Raw genomic sequence first — 23,745 nt, 5'->3', positions numbered from 1 at the left:
AAATGAATATAAAATCAACCATTTTTTTAAGTCTATTATTGTGTATTACTACGTGTTTTTCTCAAATTAAAAAATGGGAAAATCCGAAGAAAAATAAAACCATAGAAACTACTCAATGGCAAGTAAACGATATTATTTATAAGGTTAAAAAATCTGTTGATGATCCTTTAAATCAAGAAGTTTTTGCAATTGTTACTGGTAATGATGGCATACAGAAAATACCTGTGTTTTATAATGGCGATAAAAAATGGATTTTTCGTTATTCAGGAAATACAATAGGAGAAAGAACCTATGTATTACAATCTAAAATTAAGGAATTAAATGGTAAAAAAGGTAAGATTTTAGTAACAGAAAATCAGAAGAAAAACAGACATGGAGGTGTTGTTTTAAAGGCTGATAATCCTCAACATTTCTTTTATCAAGATGGTTCTCATTATTTTAATTTAGCCTTTGAATGCGATTGGTTATTTGCCTTAGATTATGGGCAAAAAGAGATTCCTAAAACCAAACATTTATTATCTAAAGTGACAGAAAATGGTTTTAACCAGATTGTTATGAATGTTTATTCTCACGATGTTAAATGGCAAAAAGACAAAAAATTAGCCAATCATCCAGAGCACGAATATGGAGGTAGAGAAGACATTTTTCCGTTTTTAGGATCAAATTCAAAGCCAGATTTTAGTACTTTAAATATTGAATTTTTTCAGCATTTTGATAAAGTTATTGCAGAAATGCATGACCAAGAAATAGTAAGTCATTTAATGATTTATGTATGGAATAAGTTGGTTTCTTGGCCAGATATGCAGTCTGATGCAGACAATTTGTATTACGATTATGTGGTTAAAAGGTATCAAGCTTTTCCAAATATCATTTGGGATGTTTCTAAAGAAGCTTTGTTTTATGGTAGAGCAACAGAAGAATATATTGCAGAACGAATAGAAAGAACTAGAAAAATAGATGCTTATAATCGTTTGGTTTCAGTGCACGATTTTGGTTTTTGTAAAAGAAATCCAGATAAAGTAGATTTTATTTCGATGCAAAACTGGCAACACATGCTGTATAAAAATATGATTGATGCCAGAAAACAGTTTCCTAAAAAACCAATTTTTAATATAGAACATGGGGGTTATGAAAAATCTCCATATGTAGTTTTTCCAGGAGCTTACACAGATGCAGAAGCTTGTTTAAGAAGAAATTATATGTGCTTGTTTGCAGGTGGTTATACAACATATTATTGGCAAGGTACTTCTTGGAATGTTGTGATTCATAATCCTTTTGAGCAGCCAGAAGGTTTTATAAAACCAAAGTTCGAGTATTTTAAACATCTAAAAACGCTATTTACAGACTATAATTTTCAGAATTTTAAACCCATTCAGTGGTTTAATGGTAATGGCTACAATTTAACCAATGAAAAAGACGGAGTGGTCATGTTATTTGTACCAAAAGAGAACAATTGGGTTGGTGTTGTAGAAGGCTTAAAAAAGAAATTCGATTTTTCTGAAGCCAAAGAAGTTTGGTTCAATACGCTTACAGGAGAATATACAGAAGAAGAATCTTTCGATAAAAAAGCGTACAATTTTTGGAAAAAAAGACCTTGGCATTTAGAAGCAGATGCTATCAGAATTGTTAAAAATCTAAAACTAAAAAACTAAGAACTTTAATTCATTAACTAAAACTATAATTACATTATAATGAAAAGCATACTAAAATATATTTTACTAATTTCAATAGTATTTACGGCCTGTAAAGAAGCAAAGAAAGTCGCTAAAAAAGAAGTAAATAAAAAGCCAAATGTAGTGGTCATTTATTTAGATGATTTAGGTTATGGAGATTTAAGTGCATATGGTGCAACAGAAATTAGTACACCAAATATGGATCTTTTAGCAAACGAAGGTATAAAATTTACCAACGGTTATGCAACATCAGCAACGTGTACACCAAGTAGATATGCGTTATTAACAGGTGTTTATCCTTGGCGAAATGCAAAAGCAAAAATATTACCTGGTTCTGCGCCTTTAATTATATCTACAGAACAAGAAACTGTGCCAAAAATGTTTAAAAGAGCAGGTTATCAAACTAGTATTGTGGGGAAATGGCATTTAGGTTTAGGTGCTGGTAATGTAAATTGGAATGCACATATTTCTCCAGGGCCAAATGAGTTAGGTTTCGATGATGCTTATATTTTAGCAGCCACTCAAGATCGTGTGCCAACTGTGTATATAGACAATGGTTATGTAGATGGTTTAGACCCAAAAGACCCAATTTCTGTGAGTTATAAAAAGAATTTTGAAGGAGAGCCAACAGGTAAAGACAACCCTGAATTAACTACAATGAAATGGCACCATGGTCATAACAATAGTATTGTAAACGGAATTCCTAGAATAGGATATATGAAAGGTGGTGAGGCTGCAAAATGGTCTGATGTAGATATGGCAGATCACTTTTTAAAGAAAGCGAAAAACTATGTAAAAAGCCATAAAGACAAGCCCTTCTTTTTATACTACGCATTACAACAACCACACGTTCCAAGAACTCCACATCCGCGTTTTGTAGGTAAATCTGGAATGGGACCAAGAGGCGATGTTATTTTAGAAGCTGATTATATGATTGGCGAGTTTATGAAAACTCTAGAAGAAGAAGGTATTTTAGAAAATACTTTAATTATTTTTTCTAGTGATAATGGCCCAGTTTTACAAGATGGTTATTATGATGATGCTATAGAGAAATTAGGAAAACACACGCCAGCAGGTAAATTAAGAGGTGGTAAATACAGCTTATTTGATGCAGGAACAAGAGTGCCTTTTATGACGTATTGGAAAGGAACAATTCAGCCAGGTGTTTCTGATGCTTTGGTTTGTCAAGTAGATTTATTAGCGTCTTTAGCAGATTTAGTAAATGTAACTGCAGATAAAAAAGATAGCCAAAATATGATGGCAGAATTTTTAGGAAAAAGCAAAAAAGGTAGAGATAATATTGTTTTAGAAGCCAATTCTAAAACGGCTTTTAGAACAGGAGATTGGGTTTTAATTCCACCATATAAAGGAAGTCCTATGAGCTGGAAATCTATGGTTGAATCTGGTATTTTAGATAAATTTCAGTTGTATAATTTAAAGGATGATGCAGGTCAAACAAATAATTTGGCAGAAAAAAATCCAGAAAAAGTAAAAGAGTTATTAGCAGAATTCGAAGCAATTAGAGGCAAAGACTACTCTAACATCAAATAAAAATAAGGTTTTACAAATTATTTAAGTTGATAAAATTTTGAATAAAATTAATAGGATAAATGAAAATTTTTAAGAAAGTTATTTACGTTATATTTATTTGTTTATCAGCTTGTAATGCGCCTAAAAATAAGGTTGATGTAATTGTAGAAACACCAAAATTTTCTACTCCAGAAATAGACATTAAGGTTAATGAATTAATGGCTAAAATGACTTTGGATGAAAAAATAGCTCAAATTACTGGTACTCGTATTAGAGATATTATGGTAGATGGTAAATTATCTCGAGAAAAAATGAGAGAACACATCCCAAATGGAATTGGTCATTTCTGTCAGTTTTCATCAGGTCAAGCATTAAATCCAGAAGAATTAAGAGATTTAGTTCGCGAAGTTCAAGATTATTTAATAACGGAAACCAGACTGAAAATTCCTGCAATTTTTCACGAAGAAGCAATTACTGGTTTTGCAACTCAAGGCGCAACAACGTTTCCTCAGCAAATTGGTGTAAGTTGTTCTTGGAATCCTGAGTTGGTAAAAAACAATACTACATCAACCAGAAAAAATATGAGAGCTGCTGGTGCAACTTTTGCACTTTCACCAATGTTAGATTTAAGTAGAACTGCACATTGGAATCGTCATCAAGAAAGTTATGGAGAAGATGCTTATTTAACTTCTAGAATGGGAGTTGCGTTTGTAAACGGTTTACAAGGCGATGATTTTAAAACTGGTGTTGCAGCAACCGTAAAACATTTTGCGGGTTATGGTACAAAAAATAACGATGCTAAAACTTTGTACGAAGAGTATTTAATGCCTCACGAAGCTTGTATAAAAATTGCAGGCGCAAAAAGCGTTATGCCTTCTTATGGTACCTATAAATCTTTGCCAATTTCTGTAAATCCGAGTATGTTAGACAGAATGTTAAGAAGAGAAATTGGTTTTGATGGTTTGGTTGTAAGCGATTATGGAGCCATAAATATGGTGTACAAAAAATACAAACAAGCACCAGATGAAATGACAGCAGGTGCAATGGCTTTAAATGCAGGTGTAGATATTGAGTTGTCTTCTCCAACAACATATCCTTTATTAAAAAAGGCAATCGAAAAAAGTTTAGTTACAGAAAATGAGATTAATACTTCTGTAAAAAGATCTTTAATTATGAAAGCTAAATTAGGATTGTTAGACCAAAATCCGCAGATTGGTAAAGATGGTGTTTTAGAATTTGATCCGCCAGAAAATAGAAAATTAGCTTATGAAGCTGCTTCACAATCTATTGTTTTATTAAAAAACAACGGAATTTTACCTTTAAAAAAAGATGTTAAAAAAATAGCTTTAGTTGGTCCAAATGCAGCTACAACACAAGGTTTGTTGGGTGATTATACTTACCAAGCTATGAGAGCTTTTTGGAAAAGTAAAGATTACGATCCTTTAAACCCAAAGTTAGTTACGCTTAAAGAAGGTTTAGAAAATGCGGTTGATAAATCCGTAGAAATTAAACACGAAAGAGGTTGTGATTGGAGTGCTGCTTTAGAAGCTAAAATTGATAAAAATGGTTTTGGTGATAATAGATTAGGAAAATTAAAACTACTAATTGTTAAAGATTTACCACAACCCAATTTAGAAAATGCTATAAAAATTGCCAGTGAAAGCGATGTAATTATTGCTGCTGTTGGCGAAAATATTTCTTTAAATGGTGAAGGTAGATGGAGAAATGGAATTGGTTTGCCTGGGCAACAAGAAGCATTTGTAGAAAAATTATTAGATACTGGTAAACCTGTAGTTTTGGTTTTATTTGGTGGTAGACAACAAGTTATCGATAAAATTGAAGGCAGATGCGCAGCTATTATAAATGCTTGGTTTCCAGGTGAAGAAGGTGGTAATGCTATTGCAGATATTTTAACAGGTAAAGTAAATCCATCTGCAAAATTGAGTGTTACCTATCCAAATACACAAAAGAAAGAAGAGGTAAATTATCAAAACGGATATGACAAAACCAACCAACCTTTATACCCTTTTGGTTACGGTTTATCTTATACAAATTACAAATATTCAGATTTCGAAATGCCATCAGAAACGAATGTAACAGATGCTAGATTTTCAGTTTCTTTCGATTTGGAAAATACAGGTAAAGTAGAGGGTACAGAAATTGTGCAATTGTATGTTTCTCCAGTTGATGAAAATTCCACAATGAAAACCATTCAGTTAAAAGGTTTTCAAAGAGTCCCTTTAAAAGCGGGTGAAAAAAAGAAAGTAATTTTTAAAGTTTCTCCACAACAATTGGTGCAATATAAAAAAGATCAATGGATTGTAGAATCTGGTAAATACGAGTTTAAAATTGGTGCTTCCTCCACAGATATTCGTCAAAAAGGCATTATAGAATTTAAAGGCGATAATTTAATTTTAGAAAAAGGAAGACAAATTTTCTTTTCAGAAAATGAAATACTTTAAAAAATGAAAATTACTTACAAATCATACTTATCAAAACTATTCTTTTTAGCCTTTTTGGGTATTTGTATTCAAGGTTTATCAGCACAAAAAAAGAATATTATTTTTCTTTTTGCTGATGATGCAGGCTATAACGATTTTGGTTTTCAAGGTAGTAAATATTTTGATACGCCTAATTTAGATCAACTGGCTAAAGAAGGAATGGTTTTTAAAGAAGCCTATACTACAGCTGCAGTTTGTGGGCCTTCTAGAGCAGGATTATTAACAGGTAAATATCAACAAAGATTTGGTATCGAAGAAAATAATGTGCCTGGTTATATGAGCCAATCTTCTAAATTATTGGGAGACGAAATGGGGCTTCCATTAGATCAAAAAACAATCGCAGATCATTTAAAACCTTTAGGTTATAAGTCCGTAATTTTTGGAAAATGGCATTTAGGTGGCGCAGATAAATATCATCCTTTAAAAAGAGGTTTTGATGAGTTTTACGGCTTTAGAGGTGGTGCAAGAAGCTTTTTTGAGTTAACAGAAAAAGAAGCAGTGAACAAGCCAGAAGATAAATGGGAAGAAGGTTTTGGTTATTTTAAAGAGCCCAAAAAATACGTAACAGACCATATTGCAGATGAAGCTTGTAATTTTATGGAGAGAAACAAAAACAATCCATTTTTTATGTATGTTTCCTTTAATGCTGTGCACACACCTTTACACGCAACTCCAGAAGATTTAGAAAAAGTTAAGCATTTACAAGGAAAAAGAAAAAAAATAGCGGCTATGGCAATTGCTTTAGATCGTGCTTGTGGACAAATTTTAGACAAGTTAAAAGAATTAGGATTAGAAGAAAATACAATGATTGTTTTTTCTAATGATAATGGTGGTCCAGATGGTAGTAAAACTTCAAATTATCCTTTAAGTGGTTGTAAATCGAATCATTTAGAAGGCGGAATTAGAGTGCCTGCAATTATAAAGTTTCCAAATGTAATTAAAGCAAATTCGGTTTATCATAAACCAATTAGTATGTTAGATATGTTGCCCACTTTTGTAAATGTTGCGCAAGGAGATGCATCAAAAATTAAAGGTTTAGATGGTGTAGATTTAATTCCTTATTTAACAGGCGTAAAAAAAGAAAGTCCGCACGAAGTTTTGTTCTGGAAAAAGGAAAACAGAGGTGTTGTTAGAAAAGGAGATTGGAAAATGTTACGTTATCCAGATAGACCTGCTGAATTATATAATATAAAAGAAGACATTTCAGAAAGTAACAATTTAGCCTACAAACATCCAGAAAAAGTAAGAGAACTCTTTAAAGTTCTTTGGAATTGGGAAAGTGAATTAGAGCGTCCTCTTTGGCAATTAAAACGTGTTTATGAGGTAAATGCAATGAAAAGAATGGATGAAAAAAGAGATCCGTTAATTGATAAAGATTAAATAATTATGAAGGTTTCTAAATTACTTTTTTTTGCAGTTTTTTCTTTGCTGCTATTTTCTTGTGATAAAAAACAAACGAGAAATAAACAATCAAAAGAAATAGAACATCAAGCAATTAATGTTGATGTTATTGTTCCAGAACATGGAATGGCAGATCCGCATGCTTGGGTAGAAAATGGTAGAGTTTATATTATTTGTGGCCACGATAAATCTTGGAATCCTACTTCGTCATTTCCTATGGATAGATGGGAAATTTGGTCATCAGCAGACTTAAAAAATTGGGAGCATCATCGAAATATTTATCCTTCGCAAACTTATATTGGAGATAAACCTAATTGTTGGGCTGGCGATGTTTGCGAAAGAGATGGTAAATATTATTGGTTTTTTTCTAACAGAAATATAGATACTGGTGTTATGGTTGCAGATTCCGTTACTGGCGAGTATAAAGATTTGTTGGGTAAACCTTTATTGCCAAAAGGTATTGTGCCTGTTCATCCTTACGATCCAGAAATTTTTATAGAAGATAATGTGTATACCATCTGTTTTGGTGCAGGTACTTATTATATGGCAACCTTAGCTAAAGATATGAAATCTTTAACCACAGAACCTAAACCAGTTTTAGTACTAGATAAAAATGGTAAAAAATTAAATGTACCAGATAAATCTACCTTATTTAAACGTAAAAATTGGTATTATTTGGTGTATGGAAATCGATATGCAATGTCTAAAAATTTATATGGTCCTTATACTTTTAAAGGTAATTTTTTAAATGGAGGACATACCAGTTTCTTTGATTGGAAAGGTCAAAAATACGTAATGCAAGAAAATCATGATATCAGTGCATTTTATAGGGGTGCAAGTTTAAAACCAGTTAATTTTAACGATGATGGAAGCATTATAATACCTAAAAACGATAAATGGTATCCAGAACCTGGCAGGCCTTTCGAGTTTAAAAATAGTACAATGGGTTGGCAAGCCATAAGTGGTACAAATCTAGCTTTTAAAGAAGGAAAGTTAATTGGGAATCTATCAGAAAAAAATGCAATAATTAGAAGTGCTCCCTGGTTATATACAGATACCAAAATATGTTCTGAAGTAGAAATTAAAATTAAGAACAATAGTGATGCAAAAGAACTAAAATTTGCAATTTATACTAGAAAAGAGAAAACAAAAAACTTCTGGAGTATGAATACGAGACCAATAAATTGGTTAGAGCAGCAATGGATAACTGTACCAATTACTAAAAATGATAATGATTTTAAAACGTATAAGATTAAACTTTCTGAGTTTTCTGAAGTCAATAGTAGGCTAATGCAAATAGCATTACAACCAGCAGTGAATACTAATTCTGGTAGTTGGGAATTGGATGAAATCATCATAAAATAAATATTAATGAAAAAAATAATCATCAGTTTTTTAACCGTAGTTTTCTTTAATCATTTCTCTGTAAAAGCACAAAAACAACCCAATATAGTGTTACTTTATGCTGATGATATTAGTGCTAGAGAATTACCAATTTATAATTCAACTGCTTGGAGTCCACCAAAAGGAGGAACAACATCAAACGAAAAATATAAAGCAAAAACACCTGTTTTAGATAGATTAGCAGCAGAAGGTTTGTATATAAAAACAGCTTGGGCAGCAACAGTTTGTGGGCCAAGTAGAGCAATGATGATGACAGGTAGATATGCACATTTACACAAATGGTGGCATAATAAAGACAAAGGTAAAGCACCAAATAAAAAAGGAAGTTGGAATTTGTACGACAGCTCACCTCACACAATTGCACATATTGCAAAAGCAGGTGGTTATGCAACTTATTGGGCAGGTAAAACACAAATGAATATTGATGGTTTTCCTTTTGATGAAGGTTGTTTTACACCTGGAGAAGGTTCTTATAACAAAGCAATTCATACCACAGATTTCAGGTTAGAATCCAGAAAAATTAATGGTAAGAAAAAGATTTTTAATGCAGATACTAATAAAGAAATCCATAAAAAAAGCTATGTACAATCTGGTTGGTATTGGAAACCTCACGTACAATTATTAAATCACCCAAAAGCCAAAGAAAAATTAGAATGGTGGCCAAATGATAAAGCATCTAAAAAAGAGTTTGGTTTACACACTTTTGGACCAGATGTTGAACTTAATTTTACCTTCGATTTTATAGAAAGAAAAGTAAAAGAAGACAAGCCGTTTTTTGTGTATCATACAAGTCATTTAGGTCATGATGCTTGGGATTTTCTACATCCATTGTCGGGTAATAAATGGCCTGGAACTCCAAAAATTTCTTGGGATGGTAAAAAATACACTCGTGTAACTCCTAAAGTAACAGGAGATCATGGAGAATATAATACTTACGGAACTATAACAGAAAGTGGTATTCATAATCACGTAAACTACTTAGATTATCAAGTTTGGCAGTATATGAATAAGTTTAAAGAATTGGGTATTGCAAACAATACCATTTTTATTTTTTGTGCAGATAATGGTACAAGTGGTTATGGTAAATCGAGTCCTGTTTCTCAAAAAGGAACACATGTGCCTTTAATTATTTATGCTCCAGGTATGAACTTAACCAAAAAAGGAGCACAAGATGTTTTGGCAAATATGGCAGATTTAGTGCCAACAATTGCTGAGTTAGGAAATGTAAAAATTCCTGATTCATATGAAATTAATGGAGAAAGTTTAATTCCGTTTATAACAACCAATAAAAAGAAACATCGTGAGTGGATTTACGGTTATCACAAAGAAACAACCTTAATTCGTGGAGATTATGTAATGAAAGATGGTAATAATATTTGGTATGATGTTAGCGAATATCCAGCAGATTTAATTAGTTTTCCTAAAATTAAAGATTGGAGTACAGTTTCTGAAGCGCATAGAAAAGAGCGTGATGAGTTAATGAAAGTTGTACCAAAATTCGATTTACATGCAACAGAACATGATGCACCTAAAAAGAAAATAAAAGTTGCTCCTTTATCACAAAAAAAATAAGAATACTGTTGTTTTTAAAATAGCAATCTTAATAAAATTTAAATAAAACCTTATTCCTCAAATTGATAAAATTTTGAGGAGTGAGGTTTTTTCTTATAGAGAAAAATACCTTTTTTAGATTTAATTAGGTTAGTAAAAACAAACTTTTTTATTTTTTTTAACTCAAATTAAATCAACAAAAGAAAAGCGCACTATGTATTTAGTTTTTAAACGAAAGTCAGTAAAAACTATACTTAACATAGACTAGTTACTATTTTATTAAGAAAAAACTAAGTCTGTTTCCTAATGCTTTCAGTAAATATCTTTACATTAAAATGGTATGTATTACTATTCAGAACATTTGACCCCTTAAATTTATAATAGATTCTTTTACTTTGATTCCAACCAAAATTTAGTTGGCTTTACATCTCATAAAAAATGTAAAAGTTTAAATAATTAGATATAACAATTACACATTACCAAATATTAAAATAAAATGAAAAATTTAATAAAGAGTTTCGGTTTAATGATACTGTTTTTAACGGTATCAAAAACGGTAAATGCACAAGAACAACAACCGAATATTTTATACATTTTAACAGACGATCAAAGATACGATTCTGTAAAAACCTTTAATCAAGAAATTGATGGAAGAGAAATGAGTGAGTTAGGTTATATAGAATCTCCAGAAGTAGATAAATTAGCAGCACAAGGCACAACTTTTATCAATACCTATGTGCAAGCAGCAGGTTGTGCTCCTTCTCGAGCAGTAATTTTACAAGGTCGTTATCCTTTTAGATCTGGTGTTTATGAATTTGAATATCATAATAACAAAGCAGAGCACATGAAACCTTCTTTGCCAGAACAAATGGTAGATTTAGGATATCAGACTTTTCATGTTGGTAAATTAGGATATCGTTTAAAAGGATTAAGCGAAAATGGAAAAACCAAAGATTACAAAGTATTTCAAACAGATATCAATTTTAGACCTTTAGGTAAAGAAGGTTTTACAGATTATTCTGGTGGTGGCTGGTGGAACAAAGTTGATGGCGTTAAATATGATAAACCTATCAAAGACATGAGCTTTTTTGTAACTCCAGAAGGTAAGTTCGAGTACGTTTCTAAGCAATTAAATGAGTTAACAGACAAGTATAAAAATGTTGCCAAAGAAACCACAGAAAAATACGATTTAATAAGACACTATAAAAAAGGTCAAAAAAAGTCGATGTACAAAGGGATGATAATTTCTGGTGTTAGCCCTAGAAAAGCTGGTAAAACTAGAGATGGATATTATGCACATTTTTTAAATGAATATTTAGTAAACGAAAAAAAACAATTTAGTGCTGGTAAATTAAATTTTCAAGGTGTAGATCCTTCAAAACCAGTATTTGCTCACATTGGTTTCGATTTTCCTCACACACCAGTTTTACCACCAGCCGATTTTCGTGCACGTTTTCAGAAACATAAGTACAATGTACCTGAGTTTAGCGACGAAGAATTTGTTTCTATGGCAAAACAAATGAAAAGACAGGTAAACAGTAAACCCTCTTATCATTTTACAGATAAAGAAAAACAAAAAATGATTCAAGATTATTATGCTTTTTGTGCTTATGGAGATCAATTAGTGGGCAAAGCAACAAAAGATTTTGTGGCTTACAGCGAAAAACATAACCAACCTTGGATGATTATTTACGTTTGTGGAGATCATGGTTGGAAATTAAATGAACATGGAGGTGTTTCTAAATTTACACCATGGAAATGGGATACTCACAACCCAATGATTGTAGTTTCTTCGGATAAGAAGAAATTTCCAGCCGGTAAAGTTGTTAAAAGATTTACAGAGTTTGTTGATATTGCTCCAACAGCATTAAGTGCAGCTGGTGCAGATTTAAACGCAGATAAATACAGCTATTTAGATGGTTTAGATTTAGCAAAAACAGTTGCCAAAAAAGCACCCAAAAGAGATTATATTATTGGCGAAAGCCACGCAGTTACTGGGCCAAGAGCTTATATTAGAACTAAAGATTATGTACTATCTTTAAAAACCAGACCCAATAAAAAAGAAGGTGAAAATATGGAGTGGGCATTGTCTGCTTCTTGGCAAGATTTAGATCCTGCTTTGTATGATCTTAATAAAGATCCAAGAGAAGTAAACAACGTAGCATTTCAAAAAGAATATCAGAAGATTGCCAAACAAATGAAAGAGAAACTTTTAAATATTGTTTTGGGTGATAATAGAGTAGAAATTAATTGGGGAAAATGGGGTACAGGTACCAAAATATACAGAAGTAATTTTGCCCAAGGAGCTCATGATTTTAAGTTACATCTAAAATAATATAAAATATTAAGATGAATAAGAGTCTTTTAATAGTCGCTGCCTTTTTAATTAGTTTTGGTGTAAACGCACAACTCACAAAAAGTCAGAAAAAGTACTTTAATAAATTAAAAAACGAGAAAGTAATTTCTAATCCATCTATAGAATGGAAAAATTTTGGACCAGGAATGTCTGGTTATAATGAAGAGTTTTGGACACATCCAACAGATCCAAACGTAATGTTTATGGGGCCAGATATGCACGTAAGTTATGGCTCTTGGGATGCAGGTAAGTCTTGGCAAACTATTAAAGATTCTGATGGTAATGGAAGAGATATGGAGCGTGTTTTAGACATTGTTTTCTCAAAACAAAATCCAGATTTTGGTGTTGCTATAGAAAGAGCTGGAGGTGTTTATACGTCTTATAATCGTGGTAAAAACTGGCAAGAAATTTATAAAATTCCAAGAGTAAAAGGTAAACACTTAAGTAATGCACATACCAGAATTGCCATTAACCCTAAAAATGATAATGAGTGGTTAATAGGCGCAGGCGATTTTTGGAATGTAAAAAATAACCATAGAAGTTTAAAAAACATCCGAGGTAAGTTTCATAAAAGAGCGAGTTATGGTTACATTTTAAAAACAACAAATGGTGGTAAATCATTTACAAAAATTGCCACAGATATTTCAGATGATTTAGATGTTTGTAGAATCATTTATCATCCTAAAAACTCAGAAACCATATTTATTGCTACAAATTTTGGAATGTTTGTAAGTGAAAATGGGGGTAAAAACTGGGAAGCATCAAATAAAGGTTTACCAAATAATTTGCCTAGAGATTTAACTTCATTTTACAATAAAAAAACAAAAAAGTTAGAGTTGTATTTAATTGAACAAACGGTTTACGAAAAAACAGGAAATACAACCAAAGCAAAAGGAGGCGTTTTTAAAAGTTCGGATAATGGAAAAACTTGGGTAAATATTACCGGGAATTTATACATCGATTTAAATAAAATTAACTTTCAATCAGAAAGAGATAGATATTTCAATACAATAGCAAATTGGTTTAGTGAGTCTAAAAAACAGGTAAAAACTACTTTACCTAAGTTACCAAAAGAAACTTTACCTGTTTTTAATCGTTTGGTGATAAATCCGTTAAATAAAAATGAAATTTATGTAAGTTTTAATAAAAAACATGATAAAACTTTTGGTGCAGGTGATGTTTGGAAAACTGAAAACGGAGGTAAAACTTGGACAGTTTGTGCTAGACAAGGAATGTATTGGAAAAGTAATAAAGACAAAGAGTATTGGGCAAGCAGAAACAATCCTACAGGTACAAATGTAGAGTTTGCGCATTTGCAAACTTATATGGATAATCAGCCTGCACGTTCAGGAAACCGAATGTTATCCATCAATAGTAAAGGAGAAGTATTTATAGGAATAGATCAACAAACTTTAAAATCTTCAGATAATGGAAAATCTTGGCAACAAGTAGATGATTTTGAAACTTCACCTGGAAGTAAAAAATGGATTGGTAGAGGAGGAAGTGATTTACCAGGTAGGTTTATGCTGCATGAAACAGGTATTAAAGGCAGAAGGTTATTAGCTAGTGGAGAGCATGGTTTATGGCAAACTACAGATTTAGGGGGTTGGCACAATAAACAGGCAATTGCAGTCCAACAGATTGATGGCCAAGTGCATGATCATGATAAAATGCATGGGCAACACTCAACATCTACAATGGCAGTGCATCCTAAAAACCCTAACATTATTTATTCTTTAGCTTGGAGACAAGAACATAGAGGTAAGTTAAGAAGAACTAAAGATGGAGGTAAAACTTGGGAAAATATTTCTACTATTTTAGAAGGCGACAACCCATCTTATCGAGGTTTAGTCCCTCAGTATTCTTTAACTATAGATCCTGTTTATACAAACAATATGTATTTCTGTACCATTAGAAAACCTATTTCAGAAGTTGGTGATGGTACTGCAAAATTAACAAAAGGTGGTCTTGGATTTTACCGCTCTTTTGATGGTGGTTATACTTGGCAATTAAGTAATAAAGGATTTCATAATGGATTTAGTGTTAGGAGAATTAAGTTAGATCCTAAAAATTCGAATATCATTTATGCAGCTACTAATGATAATAATGGTGCTTTATACAAATCAATAAATAAAGGAGAATCTTGGGAGAAGTTAAAAATTCCAGATGTAATTAAAGCAGTTAACAATGTTTTTATTGATAGAAATAGTGCAAACATTTATATAGCTACAGGCAGAAAAATAGGAACTTATGAAGAGGGTGGAGTTTGGAAAAGCACAGACAATGGCAAATCTTGGAATAAAATTTTTATGGCACCTTATGTTTGGCAAGTAGAAGCATCGCCTTTAGATGAAAATTTAATTGTGATAAGTGTAGCAGGTCAAGTTGGGGCTGCATTAAATCAATTTAAAAATCCAGGAATTTATCTTACACAAGATGGTGCTAAAACTTGGACAAAAATTAACAAAGGTTTAGGGCAACCTAATAAAATGGTCGATGTAAAACCAGATCCATATAACAAAAATGTGTTATGGAGTGCTGCTTGGGGTTCAGGTTGGTTTATTTCTTATTTAAATAATTCAACAGAAAGTTGGCTTAAAGATTAAGTTAAAATGCTTTTAAAAAAAAATGAAATATAAAATCCTAATTATTCTTTTTTGTAGTGTTCAAACATTCTTTTCTCAAGAGAATTTTAATCCAGAATGGAAAAGTTTAAAAAAACATAAATCGTCTCCAGAATGGTTTGCAGATGCTAAATTGGGCGTCTATTTTCATTGGGGCGTTTACAATGTGCCTGCAAATGGAAATGAATGGTATGGACGTTGGATGTACATTCACGATAGAAAAAAATGGGGAAAAGAAATTTATGAATATCATACCAAAACCTATGGTAGAGATAAGCAATATCACGATTTTATTCCAGATTGGAAAGCGCAACAATTCAATGCAAAAGAATGGGTAGATGCTTTTGAACATTTAGGAGCAAAATTTATAGGCACAATTGCAGAACATCATGATGGTTTTTCTTTGTGGAATAGCAAAGTAAATCCTTGGAATTCTAAAAGTATGGGGCCTAAAATAGATGTTGTTAAACAAATTGCTCAAGAAGTTAAAAAAAGAGATTTAAAGTTTATGACCACTTTTCATCATGGCTTTCATATGGTGTTTTATCCGAAGAAAGAAAATAGCTTTTTACGACCTTTAAGCAGACATAATTGGGTTTATGAAAATGTAGAAGTCCCTCAAGATGATAAGTATAAATTATTATATGGTAATATTTCTTATCAAGAAGAAAATGATCTTTGGTTGGGTAAATTAAATGAAGTTATAGATGAGTATTGCCCAGATTACATCTGGATGGATTTTGCACAAGGATTTATAAAAGAAGATTATAGAAAACAGTTTTTAGCCAATTATTTTAACAAAGCAAAAGCCTTAAATAAAGAAGTTGTTGTAAATACTAAAGGCAGTTTTTTTCCTACGGATTTGGCAGTTGTTAATATAGAAAGAGCAACTATGGAAGATATTACCCCTTTTGTTTGGGTAACAGATTTTCAAATAGGTAGTTCTTGGGGCTATAATAAAGATAAAAGAACTGCTATAGATGCCAATAAAGCAATTAGAATTTTGGCAGAGGTTGTAAGTAAAAATGGAGTTATGATTTTAGCTGCTGCACCAATGGCAGAAGGTATAATTCCTGAAGAGCAATTGTTGGCAATGAAAAATATTGGTAATTGGTTGGGTGTATATGGAGAGGCAATTTACAAAACAAGACCTTTTTTAACTTTTGGACAAGGACCTACAAAATTGGTGAAAAATCCAAATGATGATTGGAATGCTTATGGCTCTATAAAAGCGGGCTTAAACCAATTAAATGCGCAAGATATTCGATATACAAAAAAAGGAAATATAGTTTACGCCATTCAATTAGGTTGGGCAGGTGCTAAAAAAGAAATTACATTATCTGTTTTTGCGGATAAAGCCAAAGATTTAAAAATTAAATCAGTTAAAGTACTGGGGAGTAAAGAAAAAATAAAATGGAAAAAAACAGTAGAAGGATTGTTAGTTAGAACTCCAAAAGTAGCTCCAAAATATGCTGATGCTGCAATTGTTTATAAAATTGAAATAGATTAAAATTTAACCTATGAAAAACATTATACTTATAATTTTAACCTTTTTTGTGGGTTTAAGTTATGGCCAAAATACAACAAAATTAAAGCAGAAAAACGGTGTTTGTTTTGCGCTTTATACAGTGCATGAAAATACCTTAAAGCTAACTGCTCAACTTTATCCCGTTAAAAGTTACAATCCTTTTAGAGCAACGTTACAAATTAAAGAAGCGAATAAATGGAATACAGTGCAAGAATCTGAAATAGAATATCCAGGATATACAGCTCATTTTAGAGTAGAAAACTGGAATGATACTCAAGAAAAAGAATATAGAGTGGTTTATAAAAATGATACATCTTATCAAGGTGTCATCAGAAAAAATCCAAAGAACAAAGAAGATGTTGTTATGGCTGCTTTTTCTTGTTGGTCTACACATTTAAAACACGGTGGTTCTGGAGCGAAAGACATTGTAGATAATCTAAAAAAAATTAAACCAGATGTGTTGTTTTTCTCAGGAGATCAAGTTTATAATCATAGTGATCATTTTGGGAACTGGTTATTATTTGGTGAGGTTTTTGGAGATATTATAAAAAATACCCCAACCATTTGTATTCCTGATGATCACGATGTTGGTCAAGGAAATTTGTGGGGAAATGGAGGTAGAAAAACCGATTCTAGAGATGGTAATAAAGGTGGTTATTATATGCCAGTTTCGTATATTAAAGAGGTAGAAAGAGCGCAAACAAGTCATTTGCCAGACCCATATGACCCAACTCCAGTAGAACAAGGTATTGGAGTTTATTATACAGATTTAACTTGGGGAGGCATCAGTTTTGCAATTTTAGAGGATAGAAAATTTAAATCAGGACCTAAAAGTATACTTCAAAATAGATCTTACAATGATACTAGAGAAATGGATGTTTTAGGAGCCACAATTTTAGGAAATAGACAACTAAATTTTTTAGAAGATTGGACCACAAACTGGAAAGATGCAGAAATGAAAGCGGTTTTGTCTCAAACAATTTTCACCAATTTAGCCACACACTCACCAACGATCAATAAAAAACAAAAGTATAGTGTAGATTCTAATGGATGGCCACAATCTGGCAGAAATAAAGCCTTAACTGTCATCAGAAAAAGTTTTTCTTGTATGATTGCTGGCGATCAACATTTAGGTTCGGTAGTACATCATGGAGTAGAAGATTATAATAATGCAGGTTATTCTTTTGCTGTACCTGCAGCTGCTAATTTTTGGATGCGTTGGTGGAATCCAGATAAACCTGGTAATAACAGAAAACCAAATTCGCCAAAATATACAGGTGAGTATGATGACGCTTTTCATAACAAAATTACAGTACACGCAGTTGCAAACCCAACTCATACAGACAACAGCCCTAAAATAGATTTATTAAAAGGTAGAGCTGCTGGTTACGGAATTATAAAATTCAATAAACCAAAAAGACAAATTACTTACGAATGTTGGGCAAGAAATGTAGATATTACAGATCCAAAAAGTAAGCAATATGAGGGTTGGCCAATCACCTTTAATCAAACAGATAATTTTAAAATTAAAGATGGTTTTGATTTGCCTACTTTAAAATTTTCGAAACCAAATCAAGTGGTTACTGTTAGAAATAATTATACAAAAGAAGTGGTTTCTTCTCTTAGGATAAAAGGTTTAGAATATCAACCAAAAGTAATGCAACTAGGCGTTTATACAATTGAAATTGGAGAAGGAAAAAACAAACAATTTTTCTTTGATGTAGAGGCTGTAAAAAAGAATAAAAAAACCATAAACATTTAAGTATAATACAATGAAAAATATTTTTTTAATACTCATTTTAAGTTTAGGAATTAGTGTTCAATTGTATGCTCAAAATGGACCTCCAGAACCACCAATGGGTAAAAGATGGGTGATGAATCCAGATTTTTCTGATGAATTTAATGGTACACAATTAGATGCTACAAAATGGTTCGATTATCACCCAAAATGGAAAGGTAGAGAGCCAGGTATTTTCTTACCATCGCAAGTTTCTGTAAAAGATGGTTTTTTACAAATTAAAGGAGAAAAATTAAAAAAAGACACCATTGTAAAGGCATATGGTCGAGAGCTGGTTTTTAATATTGCTGGTGGTGCAGTGGTTTCTAAAGCATCTGCTTTTTTAGGTTATTATGAGTGTAGAATGAAAGCTGCTGCAACTACAATGTCATCTACTTTTTGGTTTTCTACTGATAAAAGTTACGAAGGTTCAGAAGGTTGTGATAAGTATGGTTTAGAATGGGATATTCAAGAATGTATTGGTAGAACAGGCGATTTTAAAGGTAATTTTTTTGCAAACGGTATGAATTCTAATGGGCATTTTTGGTACACAGATTGCGAAAAAACTAAACATAATTTAATTGCTTCTAGTGTAAAATTTACAAATACGGCATTAGCATCAGCAGATTTTCATACTTATGGTGGCTGGTGGAAAGACGAAAAATCTGCGAGTTATTATTATGATAATAGAGCACCAAAACATCTTAAATTTTACGATAAAATAGCAGATAAACCTTTCGATCAACCCATGAGAATGCGTTTGGTTTCTGAAACTTATCCTTTTCCTTGGATAGAATTACCAACTGATGAAGAATTAGCAGATTCAACAAAAAATACGGTGTATTACGATTGGGTTAGAGGTTATAAATTGGTGGAAGTGAATGATGAAAAAGTAAATCAAGAGTATGAAACGAACTTAAAAGTTTATAACGAAAGTGTTTATTTTCCGGCTTTAGAAACGCAATTAGTAGGTTCAGAAAACAAAGCAGTAAAAATTCCTTTAAGCTATAAAGCCAATCAAAATAGAAAAATCGAAATTATGGTTTATGAAACTACAGATAGAACCAAAATAAAATGGGGCAGAAAAGTAGTAACTAAAATTATTGAGGTTTTACCAGGTTATGGAAATATGGAAGTTGCTATAGATTTAAGCAAAAATTATTCAAAATCAATTAATTATCGTGTGCAGATTAAAATGTTTTCAACAAGTTGGGATAAAAAAAGTAAAGAGAGTTTAGACGAAAGTTCGATGTTCTTTTTTATTAAATAGAAACAAAATTATCTATGAAGTTTTTAAATAAATTTATAATCATTCTTTCTGTAGTTTTATTTTCTAGTAGATTAAATGCACAAAATAATCATCAAAAGAAACCAAATGTAATTTTAATTCTTACAGACGATCAAGGAATAGGAGATTTAGGTTGTCATGGTAATCCGTGGTTAAAAACACCGAATATCGATACTTTTTACAAAGAGTCTGTTCGTTTTATAGACTATCATGTAAGTCCAGTTTGTACACCAACAAGAGGTGCTTTAATTACAGGTCAGTATCCTATAAACAACGGAGCTTGGGCAACGTTTAAAGGTAGAGATGCGCTTTCTAAAAATGCAATCTCAATTGCAAGTTTGTTTAAGCAAAATGGTTACAAAACGGGTTTGTTTGGTAAATGGCATTTGGGCGATAATTATCCTTCACGACCAACAGATATGGGTTTCGATGTTGCCATTCATCATTTAGCAGGTGGTGTTGGTGAGCTGTCAGATTATTGGGGTAATAATTATTTTGATGATACTTATTATGTAAACAACCAACCTAAAAAATTTAAAGGCTATTGTACAGATATTTGGTTTAAAGAAGCAATAAAATTTATAGATAATGTTAAAGATTCTGAAGAACCTTTCTTTATTTATTTGCCTACAAATGCACCTCACAGCCCTCATTATGTTGCAGATAAATATGCAGCACCTTACAAAGCTTTAGAAAATATAGCTTACCCAAATGCAAATTTTTTTGGTATGATTGCTAATATTGATGAAAACTTCGGAAAGCTAGAAGAATATTTAAAGCAAAATAATATTGCAGACAATACCATTCTCATTTTCATGACAGATAATGGAGCAACAGGAGGTATAAGTAGAGATGGCAAAATGGGTTACAATATGGGTTTAAGAGGTAGAAAAACTCAGCACATAGAAGGTGGACATCGTGTGCCATTTTTTATTAGATGGAAAGATGGAAATGTAAAAGGAGGTTGGGATATAAATGAAGTTACTGCGCATATAGATGTGCTGCCAACTTTAGCTAGCTTGTGTAATATTCCTATTCCAGATAATGCTCAAATAGATGGTTTAGATTTATCGCCTTTAATTAAAAAAACCACTACAAAATTAAAAGAAAGAACTGTTTTTGTTCATAATCGTCAAGATTGGAAAAAACCTTTAGATGTAGAAAAAACCTGTTTAATAAAAGATAACTGGAGGTTGGTAAATGGTAATGAATTATACCAAATAGATAAAGATCGTAAGCAAAAAAATAATGTAGCAGATAAATATCCTGAGAAAGTAACGCAATTATTATCAGCAAATAATGCGTTTTTGCAAGAAGTAAAAACACGTAAAGAATACAACGAATTTCCATCTTTTATTATTGGTAATGCCAATCAAAAAGAAATTAAATTAACCATACAACACGCAATTGGTGATGATAGACCTATTTACAAACCAGAGCAAGTTGCTGTAGGTGTAAAAAACACAAATAATACGCACGCTTTAGAAGTAGAAAAAGAGGGTGTTTATCAAATTTCCTGCAGAAGATGGCCAAAAGAATGCCCAGGACCAATTTTAGGAATTCCTGAAGAAAACCCAAAAAATTTATATAATTACAAAACAATTTCGCCTAAAAAAGTAAGAATACATATTGCCAATCAAATTTTAGAAAAAGACATTTATCCAACCGAAAATGAAGTTCTTTTTACGGTAAATCTCGAAAAAGGAAAAACTTTTTTGGTTAACGATTTTATTGAAGGCGATAAAAAATATGGCGTGTATTACACTTACGTTAAATATTTAGAAAATTAATAATAAACATTAAGTATGATATTAAAAAGAAGTATCGCATTTTTATATATAGTGGGTTTAACACTAAGCTCATTTGCACAAGAAGTAGATTTCTCTTTTCAAGACAAAAATTTGCCTTTAGATAAAAGAGTAGAAATTTTAGTTTCTCAAATGACTTTGGATGAAAAAATTGCACAATTAAAAAACGGTGCACCAGCCATAGAAAGACTAAAAGTACCCGATTATAATTGGTGGAATGAAGCTTTACACGGAGTTGCAAGAAATGGAAAAGCAACAATTTTTCCTCAAGGAATTGGTATGGGAGCAACTTTCGATCCTGATTTAGCAGAAAGAGTAGCAACAGCAATATCTACAGAAGCAAGAGCAAAATATAGCATTTCTCAAAAATATGGCAATCACAGTAAATATGCAGGTTTAACTTTTTGGACACCAAACATAAATATTTTTAGAGATCCAAGATGGGGTAGAGGTCAAGAAACCTATGGAGAAGACCCGTTTTTAACCTCAAAAATAGGAATTGCTTTTGTAAAAGGTTTGCAAGGTGATGACCCAAATTATTTAAAAAGTGCAGCTTGTGCAAAGCATTATGCTGTGCATTCTGGGCCAGAATCTGTAAGACATACTTTTAATGCTGTACCTACAAAACAAGATTTATACGAAACGTATATGCCAGCTTTTGAGGCTCTAGTTACAGAAGCAAAAGTAGAAGGAGTAATGACAGCTTACAACGCAGTTTACGGAGTTCCTGCTGGTGCAAGTAAATTTTTATTGCAAGATGTTTTAAAAGAAAAATGGAATTTTGATGGTTATGTAACTTCAGATTGTGGCGCAGTTGGCGGAATTGTGTATAAAATGAAATATGCAAAATCGCCTGAAGAAGCAGCTGCTTTTGCATTAGATGCAGGTATGAATTTAAATTGTGGAGGTACGTTTAAATTCCTAAAAAAAGCAGTCGAAGAAGGTTTAATTACTGAAAAATTAATTCACGAACGTACCAAGCAATTATTCAAAACTCGTTTTAGATTAGGTATGTTTGATAAGGTTGATGACAATCCGTATTCGAAATTAGGTCCAGAAAATATTCATAGTAAAGCACATATTGAGTTGGCAAGAGAAGCTGCACAAAAATCAATTGTATTGTTAAAAAACAAAAACAATACTTTGCCTTTGGCTAAAGATATAAAAGTACCTTACGTAACTGGGCCTTTCGCAAATTCTTCTGATATGTTAATGGGTAGTTATTATGGTGTAAGCCCAGGAATCGTAACTATTTTAGCAGGTATTACAGATGCAATTTCGTTAAGCTCTTCTTTAAATTATAGAAGTGGTGCATTGCCATTTCATAAGAATATCAACCCAAAAAATTGGGCACCAAATGTTGCAGCAGAATCTGATGTTACTATTTGTGTAGTTGGTTTAACTGCAGATAGAGAAGGTGAAGAAGTAGATGCCATTGCTGCAGAAAATGTTGGTGATAAAGTCGATTTAAAATTGCCAGAAAACCAAGTAAATTATATAAAACAAATGGCAAAGGTTAAAAAAGATAAGCCTTTGGTTTTGATAATTGCAAGTGGTAGCCCAGTTTCTTTAGAAGGTATAGAAGAACATTGTGATGCAATTTTACAAATTTGGTATCCAGGAGAGCAAGGTGGTAATGCAGTTGCAGATATTTTATTTGGAGATGTTTCTCCTTCAGGTCATTTACCAATTACTTTTCCTAAAAATGTAGCACAATTGCCAGCTTACGAAGATTATTCTATGAAAGAACGTACGTATAAATACATGACCAAAGAACCAATGTTTCCTTTCGGATTTGGGTTAACCTATTCTAAAACAGAAATTAATAATTTAAAAATAAGCGATACCAAATTAAAAAAGAACCAAACTTTAAATATTTCTGTGGATGTTTCTAATACCGGAAATTATGATATAGAAGATGTTGTTCAGTTGTATATAAGTCCTGTAGATAACCAAGAGAATTTACCATTACAAAGTTTAAAAGCCTTTAAAAGAGTTGATTTGCCAAAAGGTACTTCTAAAAACTTAAACTTTTCTTTAAGTGCAGAAGACTTAAAAGTAATTAATAAAAATGGAGAAAAAGTTTGGAGAAAAGGAGCGTATAAAATTATTGTTGGTAACTCATCACCAAGTAAATTAAGTGTAAAATTAGGAGCTGCAGAGCCACAAGAAGCTGTTATTCAGCTTCGTTAGTTTAAAATGAAGTTTTGTTGCCCAAAAAAGAACATTTATTGTTTTTAAGGTTTTATAATGTAAAGAATATCAGGAGTTAGTATGCTATCTTGCTATCATAATTAACTAAAA

Annotated in this window: 13 protein-coding genes; all 13 read left to right on the top strand. The window is 31.9% G+C overall.

The window, feature by feature from the left end:
• Positions 1 to 2 precede the first annotated feature (2 nt).
• The 13 genes from BW723_RS04145 to BW723_RS04085 all read left to right on the top strand — a co-directional run bounded on the left by BW723_RS04145 (position 3) and on the right by BW723_RS04085 (position 23,634).
• Positions 3 to 1,652 (top strand): apiosidase-like domain-containing protein, encoded by a 1,650-nt coding sequence (locus tag BW723_RS04145; protein ID WP_068361888.1) that lies wholly within the window; start codon positions 3 to 5, stop codon positions 1,650 to 1,652.
• Positions 1,653 to 1,691: 39 nt separating this feature from the next.
• Complete coding sequence (locus BW723_RS04140) at positions 1,692 to 3,224, top strand: sulfatase family protein (protein ID WP_068361891.1); 1,533 nt, start codon at positions 1,692 to 1,694, stop codon at positions 3,222 to 3,224.
• Positions 3,225 to 3,283: 59 nt separating this feature from the next.
• Complete coding sequence (locus BW723_RS04135; protein ID WP_068361893.1) at positions 3,284 to 5,665, top strand: glycoside hydrolase family 3 N-terminal domain-containing protein; 2,382 nt, start codon at positions 3,284 to 3,286, stop codon at positions 5,663 to 5,665.
• 3 nt (positions 5,666 to 5,668) lie between these two features.
• On the top strand, positions 5,669 to 7,084 hold the full coding sequence (locus tag BW723_RS04130; protein WP_068361895.1) for a sulfatase: 1,416 nt from the start codon (positions 5,669 to 5,671) through the stop codon (positions 7,082 to 7,084).
• A gap of 6 nt (positions 7,085 to 7,090) precedes the next feature.
• Positions 7,091 to 8,470 carry a family 43 glycosylhydrolase gene (locus tag BW723_RS04125; RefSeq protein ID WP_068361897.1) on the top strand — a complete coding sequence of 460 codons (1,380 nt, stop codon included), beginning with the start codon at positions 7,091 to 7,093 and terminating at the stop codon, positions 8,468 to 8,470.
• Between the two features lie 6 nt (positions 8,471 to 8,476).
• Positions 8,477 to 10,081: a sulfatase-like hydrolase/transferase gene (locus BW723_RS04120; RefSeq protein ID WP_068361900.1), complete on the top strand. Its 1,605-nt coding sequence runs from the start codon at positions 8,477 to 8,479 to the stop codon at positions 10,079 to 10,081.
• Positions 10,082 to 10,556: 475 nt separating this feature from the next.
• Positions 10,557 to 12,395 carry a sulfatase-like hydrolase/transferase gene (locus tag BW723_RS04115; RefSeq protein WP_068361903.1) on the top strand — a complete coding sequence of 613 codons (1,839 nt, stop codon included), beginning with the start codon at positions 10,557 to 10,559 and terminating at the stop codon, positions 12,393 to 12,395.
• Positions 12,396 to 12,409: 14 nt separating this feature from the next.
• Positions 12,410 to 15,022: a WD40/YVTN/BNR-like repeat-containing protein gene (locus BW723_RS04110; protein WP_068361907.1), complete on the top strand. Its 2,613-nt coding sequence runs from the start codon at positions 12,410 to 12,412 to the stop codon at positions 15,020 to 15,022.
• Positions 15,023 to 15,044: 22 nt separating this feature from the next.
• The gene (locus BW723_RS04105) at positions 15,045 to 16,550 is read left to right on the top strand and encodes an alpha-L-fucosidase (RefSeq protein WP_068361911.1); all 1,506 of its coding nucleotides are present in this window, start codon (positions 15,045 to 15,047) and stop codon (positions 16,548 to 16,550) included.
• A gap of 10 nt (positions 16,551 to 16,560) precedes the next feature.
• A complete protein-coding gene (locus BW723_RS04100) occupies positions 16,561 to 18,330 on the top strand; it encodes a metallophosphoesterase family protein (protein ID WP_068361914.1) in 1,770 nt (589 codons plus the stop codon).
• Positions 18,331 to 18,340: 10 nt separating this feature from the next.
• Positions 18,341 to 19,615 carry a family 16 glycosylhydrolase gene (locus tag BW723_RS04095; protein WP_068361917.1) on the top strand — a complete coding sequence of 425 codons (1,275 nt, stop codon included), beginning with the start codon at positions 18,341 to 18,343 and terminating at the stop codon, positions 19,613 to 19,615.
• Positions 19,616 to 19,629: 14 nt separating this feature from the next.
• Entirely contained in the window at positions 19,630 to 21,423 is a 1,794-nt protein-coding gene (locus tag BW723_RS04090) for an arylsulfatase (RefSeq protein ID WP_083139766.1), read from the top strand.
• 15 nt (positions 21,424 to 21,438) lie between these two features.
• On the top strand, positions 21,439 to 23,634 hold the full coding sequence (locus tag BW723_RS04085; RefSeq protein WP_139059120.1) for a glycoside hydrolase family 3 C-terminal domain-containing protein: 2,196 nt from the start codon (positions 21,439 to 21,441) through the stop codon (positions 23,632 to 23,634).
• Positions 23,635 to 23,745 lie beyond the last annotated feature (111 nt).

This window comes from Polaribacter reichenbachii (assembly GCF_001975665.1).
Classification (GTDB): domain Bacteria; phylum Bacteroidota; class Bacteroidia; order Flavobacteriales; family Flavobacteriaceae; genus Polaribacter; species Polaribacter reichenbachii.
This window is presented reverse-complemented; position numbering and strand designations above follow the sequence as displayed.

What these genes read in the sequence shown, in the direction of transcription:
- BW723_RS04145 (WP_068361888.1), top strand. Translation starts at nt 3, where the DNA reads ATGAATATAAAATCAACCATTTTTTTAAGTCTATTATTGTGTATTACT.
- BW723_RS04140 (WP_068361891.1), top strand. Translation starts at nt 1,692, where the DNA reads ATGAAAAGCATACTAAAATATATTTTACTAATTTCAATAGTATTTACG.
- BW723_RS04135 (WP_068361893.1), top strand. Translation starts at nt 3,284, where the DNA reads ATGAAAATTTTTAAGAAAGTTATTTACGTTATATTTATTTGTTTATCA.
- BW723_RS04130 (WP_068361895.1), top strand. Translation starts at nt 5,669, where the DNA reads ATGAAAATTACTTACAAATCATACTTATCAAAACTATTCTTTTTAGCC.
- BW723_RS04125 (WP_068361897.1), top strand. Translation starts at nt 7,091, where the DNA reads ATGAAGGTTTCTAAATTACTTTTTTTTGCAGTTTTTTCTTTGCTGCTA.
- BW723_RS04120 (WP_068361900.1), top strand. Translation starts at nt 8,477, where the DNA reads ATGAAAAAAATAATCATCAGTTTTTTAACCGTAGTTTTCTTTAATCAT.
- BW723_RS04115 (WP_068361903.1), top strand. Translation starts at nt 10,557, where the DNA reads ATGAAAAATTTAATAAAGAGTTTCGGTTTAATGATACTGTTTTTAACG.
- BW723_RS04110 (WP_068361907.1), top strand. Translation starts at nt 12,410, where the DNA reads ATGAATAAGAGTCTTTTAATAGTCGCTGCCTTTTTAATTAGTTTTGGT.
- BW723_RS04105 (WP_068361911.1), top strand. Translation starts at nt 15,045, where the DNA reads ATGAAATATAAAATCCTAATTATTCTTTTTTGTAGTGTTCAAACATTC.
- BW723_RS04100 (WP_068361914.1), top strand. Translation starts at nt 16,561, where the DNA reads ATGAAAAACATTATACTTATAATTTTAACCTTTTTTGTGGGTTTAAGT.
- BW723_RS04095 (WP_068361917.1), top strand. Translation starts at nt 18,341, where the DNA reads ATGAAAAATATTTTTTTAATACTCATTTTAAGTTTAGGAATTAGTGTT.
- BW723_RS04090 (WP_083139766.1), top strand. Translation starts at nt 19,630, where the DNA reads ATGAAGTTTTTAAATAAATTTATAATCATTCTTTCTGTAGTTTTATTT.
- BW723_RS04085 (WP_139059120.1), top strand. Translation starts at nt 21,439, where the DNA reads ATGATATTAAAAAGAAGTATCGCATTTTTATATATAGTGGGTTTAACA.